Below are 9061 nucleotides of genomic sequence, written 5' to 3'. Positions count from 1 at the left end.
TCATCGAAACAAGGGCAAGGCCACCACTGAAGCGCTGGTGATTTTGTCACGTAAACTCGCGCGTATTGCATACGCGCTGCTGAAGAGCGAGAAAGCATACGTCAGCAAAACTGCCTAAAAAACGTTGTTCGCAACCATAGAATCTCCCACAGTTTTGATCGGGTTATGACAATGGCGGGGTGCGTGGCGGGATCTGGCGTTTGCTGCCGGTTGATTCGAATGCGGCGGCCAGGCGCAGCAGGCTCGAATCGTCGTAAGCGCGACCGGCGAAGGTCAGGCCGACCGGCATGCCGATGTCAGCCATCACGCCCATCGGCACCGTGACGGTCGGTACACCGAGGTGACGGATCGCAAGGTTACCGTTGGCCACCCAGATGCCGTTGCTCCAGGCAATATCGGCTGACTCCGGGTTAACGTCGGCATCCGCCGGCCCCACATCGGCCACCGTCGGGAACAGCACGGCGTCGAGGCCGAGTTTATCCATCCACTCTTCCAGATCGATGCGACGCGTCTCTTCTAGCCCGCGCAGGCCATCGGGCACGGTGCTGATTTCATTCCACGGCGTGATCCCGCGTTCAGCCATGCGCACGTATTCGTCCATGCCGGCGACCAGATCGCCTTCACGGTTGGGCAGGGTGCCCGGCTCGTGCGGGAAGATTTTCATCCCGTCGACGTCAACCAGACGATTGAGCTTCGGATCGCCGTTGGCTTGCAGGAAGTCGTCGAACGCCCAAGCGGTCAGATCCCACAGTTCATGGTGAAGAAACTCTTTCGAGACCAGACCACGGGTGAACACGGTCGGCGCGCCGGGGCGATCGCCTTCACAGTTGGAGACCAGCGGAAAGTCGGTTTCGATGACTTCAGCGCCCGCCGCTTCGAGTGCCAGACGTGCCTGTTTCCACAGATCAATCACCGATTCGCGGGTGTTGATGCGCTGGCCGGTCGGGCCACCGATCCCCGGTGCTTCGCTGGTGCCAGCCTCAGGATCGGCGTTGATGAACATGCGTGGTACGGCGAAACGCTTGCCGGCCAGCGCTTTCGCGTCGGCGGCCAGATCAGCATAAGCAGCAGGGCGCACGGAGCTGACGCTCGGGATCGGCACCCACGGTTGCAGACGCCAGAGATCGCCACGGGTGTCCGGGTCTTCGGCGACGACGATGTCGAGCACTTCGAGCAAGTCAGCCATGGTGCGCGCGTACGGCACCACAACGTCCATGGTCGGGGTTAACGGCCAGTTGCCGCGCACCGAAATTACGCCGCGCGACGGCGTATAGGCGCACAGGCCATTATTCGAGGCCGGGCCACGACCGCTCGACCAGGTTTCTTCGGCCAGACCGAACGCGGCGAAGCTGGCAGCGGTGGCAGTCCCGGCGCCGTTGGACGAGCCGGAAGCAAAGGGTGCGGTCAGGTAATCAGCGTTGTACGGGCTCTCTGCACGGCCATAAACGCCACGCTGCATGCCGCCATTGGCCATCGGCGGCATATTGGTTTTGCCCAGGCAAATCGCCCCGGCCGCGCGTAGGCGCTCGATGGTGAAGGCGTCGCGATAGGCGACCAGATCAGCAAACGCCGGGCTGCCGGACGCGGCGGTCAGTCCTTTGACCAGATAACTGTCTTTGGCGGTGTAAGGGATGCCGTCGAGCGGGCCAAGGGTTTCACCTTTGGCGCGACGGGCATCGGCGGCTTGCGCTTCGTTCAGCGCTTCAGGGTTGCGCACCACCACGGCATTCAGCGCCGTCGGGGTATCGGCGCCGTCGTAGGCGTCGATGCGCGCGAGGTAGGCTTGCACCAGCTCGACCGAGGTGGTCTGGCCGGATTCCAGCGCAGCGCGCAGTTGCGCAATGGAAACTTCGGTGACTTCGATCATGCGGTCACCGCCGTTTGAATGTGGGTGTTTTTCTTGGAATGGGTGTTCATATCGGTTCTCGTTGCACAGCTTTAAGCGACAAGGTGAAGACTGGCGCCTATTTAACACCAAGCGGCGCACGGAGTAATCGGCGGGATCTAACTTTGTCCGTCAATGGCTACTGGGTGGGCAACTGTAGGAGCTGCGGCACGCTGCGATCTTTTGATTTTGTTTTTCAAGATCAAGATCAAAAGATCGCAACGTGCCGCAGCTCCTACAGTGACGTGAGCTACAGGACGCCGTACTCCCGCGCCGTGCGATCCACGGCGATGCGGGTCTTGTCGATCAACTCATCCAGCTCCGCCCGGGTCGCTACCAGCGCCGGCGCCATGATCATCCGGCCCAGTGTCGAGCGGATGATCAAGCCTTCTTCAAAACCGATCGTGCGGCAACGCCAGGCCATGTCGTTCTCATTGGCAAAGCGCTTGCGGCTGGCCTTGTCTTCAGCAAACTGCAACGCGGCCACCAGGCCGACGCCCTGAATCTCGCCGATCAACGGGTGATTACCAAACACCTCGCGCAAGCAATTTTGCAGATACGGCCCGGTATCAGCCTTCACCTGAGCGACCACGCCTTCATTGCGCAACGCCTTGAGGTTGGCAATCGCCACGGCAGCCGCGACCGGGTGCCCGGAATAAGTCAGGCCGTGGGCGAACACGCCACCTTTCTCAACCAGTGCATCGGCCATACGTCGCGACAGAATCAGACCGCCCATAGGGATGTAACCGGAGGTCAGGCCTTTGGCGATCGACAGGGTGTCGGGCTCGAAACCGAAGGTCTGATGCGCGAACCATTCGCCAGTGCGGCCGAACCCGCCGATTACTTCATCGGCGCACAACAGCACGTCGTATTTGCGGCAGATGCGCTGGATTTCTGGCCAGTAAGTAGCCGGCGGAATGATCATGCCGCCCGCGCCCTGGAACGGTTCGGCGACGAAAGCGGCGACCTTGTCGGCGCCCAGTTCGAGAATTTTGTCTTCCAGTTGTCGCGCGGCTTGCAGGCCGAACTCTTCCGGGCTGAGATTGCCTTCGTGGGCAAACCAGTACGGCTCGTCGATGTGCGCGACGTCCGGGATGGTGCCGCCCATTTCGTGCATGAACTTCATGCCGCCCAGCGCCGTCGCTGCGAGGGTTGAGCCGTGGTAGCCGTTCCAGCGGCCGATCATGATTTTCTTCTCGGGCTTGCCCATCACTTGCCAGAACTTGCGCACGGTGCGGATCAGCACTTCGTTGGCTTCGGAGCCAGAGTTGGTGTAGATCGCGTGGCTGTAGTGCTTGGGCAGCAGGCTGAAGAGCAGCTCGGACAGTTCGATCACCGCCGGGTGGGTCGTGTGGAAGAACATGTTGTAGTAGGGCAGTTGTTCCAGCTGCGCGGTCGCGGCGGCGGCCAGATCCTTGCGGCCGTAACCGAGATTGGTGCACCACAAGCCAGACATGCCGTCGAGGTATCGATTGCCGTCGTTGTCCCACAGCGCCAGGCGATCACCGCTGACCATCACCCGTGGGCCTTCTTCGTTGAGGGCCTTTTGGTCGACGAACGCGTGAATGTGGTGCGCGGCGTCGGCGGCTTGGTAATCGCTGGTACTGCGGGTCGAATCGAATTCGGCGGACATGGCTGATCTCCAGAGAAAAGGGCGGGTGAGTGCGTTCGTTGCCGCGCTGCACGAGTAAAGTTTTGTCACCTAAAAATATTTTTGTAAAGAAAATATTTGTCGGTGAAAAAATATCGCCGTAGGCTGAGGGTCATTGGCAAGCATCATCAGAGGCAACATGAGCGGACTTCGAGAGCGGCAAAAGGAACAGCGCCGGCAGGTGATTGCCGAGGCGGCGCTGGAGCTGTTCAAGACCAACGGGTTTGCGGCGACGACGCTGGATCAGATCGCGGTGCAGGCCGGGGTGTCGGCGCCGACGGTGGTGAATTATTTCGGCGGCAAGCAGGAGATTTTGTTGGCGTTGCTGAAGCAGCCTGACGAAAAAGCCATGCGCGATTCGCGGGCCCGTCTTGATGACGACAGTGATCCGCTGGAGGCGTTGTGTGCGTTTGAGGGGTTGATGACGCATTACCAGTTGGAGGCTATGCCGGCTTCACTGTGGCGGGAGTTGGCGCCGTTTTTGTTTACCGGGGAATTGGCTCGGGCGCTTGATCCTTGGAATGCGGCGGTGATTGAGGAGACCAAGGCGCTGCTCGTGCATTTTCAGGGGGTTGGCAGGATTCGAGACTCGGTTGATATTGATGTGGCGGCGACGGTGTTTAATCAGTATGCGAATGTGGCGTTTATTCGGTTGGCTACTGAATTGACGCCGGATCGGGAGGCGCATTCGCGGCATATGCGGAGTGTGTTGGGGTTGATGTGTCATGGGATGTTGTCTGGGTGATTGGGGGCATATCCGTTGCTGCGGGTGGGGCTGATTAGGGTTTCGCCCTTACGGCGAGTCACCTTTTCCAAACGCCGAAAAGGTAACCGAAAAGGCTTTGCCCTGACGTTCGGCCCTCGCTGGGGCTCGGGTTCCTTCGCTCCGGGATTTATCCGGGGGGCAGCGCCTACGGTTTGCTTCGCTGCACCTCCTCTCGCTGTGTTTGGCTGCGCCAAACGGTCGCTACGCTCCCACCCCCGGATCAATCCCTCTGCTCAGCCTGCCGACGGGCCGGTGAGTCAAGATCAAGAGCAGGCGAGCTGGCACTCGGCCTATTGAGTGGTGAAGGGCGGGGCGTGCTTGGCTTTGGTTTTGTGGTGTTTTCGCCCCTCACCCCAGCCCTCTCCCGAGGGAGAGGGAGCCGATTGGTGGGCTTTTCAAAATTTGGGTTCGACTCGGTCTTTCACGTCGGCGTACCTCTCCCAATCCACGCAATCAGTCCCCTCTCCCTCCGGGAGGGAGAGGGGGCCGATTGGTGGGATTTTCAAGATATGCGTTCGACTCGGTCTTTCACGTCGGCGTACCTCTCCCAATCCACGCCATCAGTCCCCTCTCCCTCCGGGAGAGGGCTAGGGTGAGGGGCCTTTGATCTTGATCTTGATCCGGCTTTTGATCTCAAGCCCCTTCGGCAGGCCGAGCGTAGGTGTCCATCCGGGTTTGGCGCGTAGCGCCGTGCGGCGCAGCCGCACACATCGAGAGGAGGTGCAGCGAAGCAAACCGTAGGCGATGCCCCCGGATGGACACCGTAGCGAGGGAACACTGAGCCTCAGCGAAGTGCCGTACGCCGGGGCCAATCCTTTTCGGTTACCTTTTCGGCGTCTGGAAAAGGTGACTCGCTGTAAGAGCGAAACCGCCAGCAGCCATCACCGCAGCAACGGATATGCCCCCAAACCCCAAACCCCAATAACCAAACTAAGACCGATGTGGTAAATGACACACCGCATTCGCGAGCAAGCCCGCTCCCACAAGGGAATCGCATTTCAAATTCTAAGGACGAGGAAGTTTTTGAATCATGGATGAATACGCATGGTTGGCGTGGACGCCTGAACATTTGTCGCAACGCCTGCAACACCTCGCGCGCCCATGGTGCGTGGTCGGCGGATGGGCGCTGGATCTGTGGCACGGGCAGCAAACCCGTGAACACAGTGACCTGGAGTTCACAGTTCTGCGTGAGGATTTCCCATTGTTCCGGCAGACGTTATCGGAGCTAAAGTTCTACACCGTCAAAAACGGCGCGTTCGAATGCCTGCCGGAGCATGATCTTCCCGGCGACGACATTTTTCAGGTGTGGGGTTTTGATACCGAGGCCAATGCCTGGCGAGTGGATGTGATGCTTGAAGCGGGGAGTGCGCAGTCGTGGGTCTATAAACGCGATACGTCGATTGTCTATCCACGCGCGGAAATGGTCGCCCTCAGCGCAAGCGGCATCCCATACCTGAGACCCGCCGCCACGCTGCTGTTCAAAGCCAAGAATACCCGCCCCAAAGACCAGGGCGATTTCACCCGCGCATTGCCGAATCTCTCTGGCGAGGATCGGCAATGGCTGGTAGATCATCTACAACGATTGCATCCGCAGCACGAATGGATTGCCAACCTCACTCATTAATCCGCGGATGCTGCTGCACCAGGTTCTTGCGCTTCGCCTCCAGCTCAGCAATCTCGGCATCGATGTCTTCGATTTTCTGCTCAATGTTGTCGTGATGCTCTTTCAACAGCTCCTTCGCCTCCGCCAGATCCGAAGCCGCCGGGGCCGCGCCGCGTAGCGGTTGGTTGGCGGTTTCTTTCATGGTGACGCCGGTGAACAGGCCGACCACGGCGATGACCATCAAGTAGTAGGCCGGCATGTACAGATCGTTGGTGCTTTCGACCAGCCAGGCGACGATGGTCGGGGTCAAACCGGCGATCAGCACGGAGATGTTGAAAGCAGCGGCCAAAGCGCTGTAGCGAATGTGCGTAGGGAACATCGCCGGCAGGGTCGAGGCCATGACGCCGATGAAGAAGTTGAGCAGCACCGCGAGCATCAGCAGTCCGGAGAAGATCAGGCCGATCTTGCCGCTGTTGATCAGCATGAATGCCGGAATGGCCAGAATGAACAGGCCGATACTGCCGACGACTATGAAGGGTTTGCGACCGATCTTGTCGCTGATAAAACCAATCGCCGGTTGCACAAACAGCATGCCGACCATGATCGCGATGATGATCAGCACGCCACGGTTTTCGCTGTAGTGCAGGTTGTGCGACAGGTAGCTCGGCATGTACGTCAGCAACATGTAGTAGGTGACGTTGGTCACCACCACCACGCCAACGCAGGTCATCAGACTACGCCAGTATTTGGTGGCGACTTCCTTGAACGAGACTTTCGGGCCATCGGCGAGGCCTTCGCGGTCGCCTTGTTCGAGTTTTTCTACGTGCTGCTGGAATGCCGGTGTTTCTTCCAGTGCGTGGCGCAGGTAGAGGCCGATCATGCCCAGGGGCAGGGCGAGGAAGAACGGCAGGCGCCAGCCCCAGGATTCAAATTGCTCTTCGCCGAGTGTCGAGGAAATCAGCACGACGACACCGGCACCGAGAACAAAACCGGCGATGGAGCCAAAGTCCAGCCAACTGCCGAGGAAGCCGCGTTTGCGATCCGGCGCGTATTCGGCGACGAAGATCGAGGCGCCGGTGTATTCACCGCCGACCGAGAAGCCTTGGGCCATTTTCGCCAGTAACAGCAGGATCGGCGCCCAGATGCCGATCGAGGCATAAGAGGGAATCAAGCCAATGGCGAAGGTGCTCAGCGACATGATCACGATGGTCGCGGCGAGGACTTTCTGTCGCCCGTACTTATCGCCCAGCCTGCCGAAAAACAGGCCACCCAGCGGACGGATGAGGAAGGGCACGGAGAACGTCGCCAACGCGGCGATCATCTGAGTGCCGGGGTCGGCGCCGGGGAAAAATACTTTGCCGAGGACGTAGGCGACGAAGCCGTACACGCCAAAGTCGAACCATTCCATGGCGTTGCCAAGCGCAGCGGCGGTAATCGCTTTGCGCATTTTTGCGTCGTCGACAATGGTGATGTCTTTCAGTCTGATTGGACTGACGCTTTGTTCATTGGATTTCATGGGCGGTTTCCCTGTACCTGATCTGAATCGGTGCTATCTGTTTGATGGCATTGCGCTTTGGGTTCAGATACATGGCGATACGAAATAATTCAGCGTTCACTGAATTATTTCGTGGCGAGCTTCAAAAGGCAGTGCCGGGCGAACTGAAAGCTCCATGCAAACAGGCTAGTTCATCGACGGCCAATGTCGATCAGAAACGCCAGGTCGCGCCGCCGCCAACGATATGAAGGAGGGCGTTGGGGTAGCTTCCCGACAGCGTCTGGCCGTTGCGTTTGGTCTGTTCAACATCCATGTCACCGAGCCATACCAGGGTGTAGTTGAGGTTGATGTCCATGTCTTCGGTCATCTTGTAGCTGACGCCGGTTGCCAGCCGCCAGGCTTCGGCCATCGGGTTGTCGACGGTGCGATCCTTGTCTTTCACCGCCGAGCTGTCGTAGCCCACGCCCATGTTCCAGCGCAGTTTCGGCGTGAGCTGATTTTGCGCACCGAGCGACAGGTGCCAGGTGTCCTGATATTTACGGTTGACCGAACGCGACACATCGCCACCGGCGGTATCCACCGAAACGCCGATGTCGGCAAAATCGCTCCAGTCCTGCCAGTCAACGGAACCCAATAATGTCCATTGCTCGTTCAACTGGTGGGCAACGCTCAAGGTTGCGGTTTGCGGGATGTTCATGTCGATTTCCAGATCGTCGACGTTGGCCCGGGAAAACGCGAAATTGAGCAGCGGATTGCGAATGCCGTGCACCGAGGGCGAATCCTTGAATTCCAGTTTGACCTTGCTGGTATACGCCAGGCCCACGGTGGTGCGCGGATCCAGTTGATAACGCAGGCCGAGGTTGATCCCGGTGCCGGTGTCGGTGTCTTTGTATTGCACGTTGCCGTCCTGCTGGAACGGCGTGCCGGGCAGGAGCGCGTTATTGTCGATGGCTATTTTTGTGTAGTAGTAGCCGTAGACCAGCCGCGGGCCGATGCCCATCGACAGGTCATCGGTGATCTTGTAGGCAAAGGTCGGTTGCAATGAGATGCCGATCAGCGTCGATTCCTGAGTGAAATAGCGGCCGGCCCAGTCATCGTCGTACTTCACGCTCAGGCCAAAATTGCCGTACATGCCGAAACCGATGCTGGCGCGGTCATTGACCTCATGACTGATGAACAGACTGGTGCCCGGCAGGAAAGGCAGCGGATTGCCGCCCTCGTTGCCGGAAAAGTCATTGTTGCCGTCGCGATCAAACTTGATGCCGCCAAACAGCGCCTGACCGGTCAGACTGACCTGCGTGCCCTTGAGCGCCGCGATGCCCGCCGGGTTGTTCATCATCACGCTTGGGTCGGTGGCCTGCGCCGCCGACCCGGCATTTGCCAGCCCGGCCCCTTCCTGTCCTGCTTCATACAACTGAATGCCACCTGCCAATGCCTGCCCGCTGCAGCCGGCCAGTGCAAGAATCAACAGTGAGTGCGTGGATCTCATCCGTAACTTCCTTATACATAGGGACGTGCATCAGTTTTAGACGGGAATCGGCCCGCGCACCAGTCTCCAGGCGGATGTATCGTCAGTAAGTCAGTCCCTAATGTATTTCACCGCAGAATTGCAGGAGCCGGGCTTGCTCGCGAGGGCATCATTTCATGCACCATCGCCGTCA

At 59.2% G+C, this 9061-nt stretch carries 6 protein-coding genes and 1 pseudogene; 3 read left to right on the top strand and 4 right to left on the bottom strand.

Translation table 11 applies throughout. The features are described 5' to 3' along the window. A pseudogene (locus GVL50_RS28920) lies at positions 1 to 118 on the top strand (IS110 family transposase); the annotation flags it as partial. Between the two features lie 45 nt (positions 119 to 163). On the opposite strand, the gene GVL50_RS03945 reads toward GVL50_RS28920, so the two are convergent. Together GVL50_RS03945 and GVL50_RS03940 are read right to left on the bottom strand one after the other, a co-directional pair. Further along, entirely contained in the window at positions 164 to 1867 is a 1704-nt protein-coding gene (locus tag GVL50_RS03945; protein ID WP_159811832.1) for an amidase, read from the bottom strand. A gap of 268 nt (positions 1868 to 2135) precedes the next feature. Beyond that, positions 2136 to 3518: an aspartate aminotransferase family protein gene (locus GVL50_RS03940; RefSeq protein ID WP_159811831.1), complete on the bottom strand. Its 1383-nt coding sequence runs from the start codon at positions 3516 to 3518 to the stop codon at positions 2136 to 2138. 157 nt (positions 3519 to 3675) lie between these two features. Between GVL50_RS03940 and GVL50_RS03935 the strand changes: the two genes are divergently transcribed. Together GVL50_RS03935 and GVL50_RS03930 are read left to right on the top strand one after the other, a co-directional pair. After that, complete coding sequence (locus tag GVL50_RS03935) at positions 3676 to 4281, top strand: TetR/AcrR family transcriptional regulator (RefSeq protein WP_159811830.1); 606 nt, start codon at positions 3676 to 3678, stop codon at positions 4279 to 4281. A gap of 1051 nt (positions 4282 to 5332) precedes the next feature. Beyond that, positions 5333 to 5926: a nucleotidyltransferase domain-containing protein gene (locus GVL50_RS03930; protein WP_159811829.1), complete on the top strand. Its 594-nt coding sequence runs from the start codon at positions 5333 to 5335 to the stop codon at positions 5924 to 5926. Here the strand turns inward: GVL50_RS03930 and proP are convergent. Continuing rightward, positions 5916 to 7421, bottom strand: a complete 1506-nt coding sequence (gene proP / locus GVL50_RS03925) for a glycine betaine/L-proline transporter ProP (RefSeq protein ID WP_053120021.1) — start codon at positions 7419 to 7421, stop codon at positions 5916 to 5918. The two genes, GVL50_RS03930 and proP, sit on opposite strands and share 11 nt — an antisense overlap. A gap of 190 nt (positions 7422 to 7611) precedes the next feature. Further along, positions 7612 to 8889 (bottom strand): OmpP1/FadL family transporter, encoded by a 1278-nt coding sequence (locus tag GVL50_RS03920; protein WP_159811828.1) that lies wholly within the window; start codon positions 8887 to 8889, stop codon positions 7612 to 7614. Between the last annotated feature and the right edge of the window lie 172 nt (positions 8890 to 9061).

Origin of the sequence: Pseudomonas sp. 18058, assembly GCF_902706155.1 — a bacterium.
Lineage (GTDB): Bacteria > Pseudomonadota > Gammaproteobacteria > Pseudomonadales > Pseudomonadaceae > Aquipseudomonas > Aquipseudomonas rustica.
This window is presented reverse-complemented; position numbering and strand designations above follow the sequence as displayed.

Excerpts from the sequence above, each read along its gene's own strand:
- GVL50_RS03945 (WP_159811832.1), bottom strand. The coding sequence starts at position 1,867 with ATGATCGAAGTCACCGAAGTTTCCATTGCGCAACTGCGCGCTGCGCTG.
- GVL50_RS03920 (WP_159811828.1), bottom strand. The coding sequence starts at position 8,889 with ATGAGATCCACGCACTCACTGTTGATTCTTGCACTGGCCGGCTGCAGC.
- GVL50_RS03935 (WP_159811830.1), top strand. The coding sequence starts at position 3,676 with ATGAGCGGACTTCGAGAGCGGCAAAAGGAACAGCGCCGGCAGGTGATT.
- GVL50_RS03940 (WP_159811831.1), bottom strand. The coding sequence starts at position 3,518 with ATGTCCGCCGAATTCGATTCGACCCGCAGTACCAGCGATTACCAAGCC.
- GVL50_RS03930 (WP_159811829.1), top strand. The coding sequence starts at position 5,333 with ATGGATGAATACGCATGGTTGGCGTGGACGCCTGAACATTTGTCGCAA.
- proP (WP_053120021.1), bottom strand. The coding sequence starts at position 7,421 with ATGAAATCCAATGAACAAAGCGTCAGTCCAATCAGACTGAAAGACATC.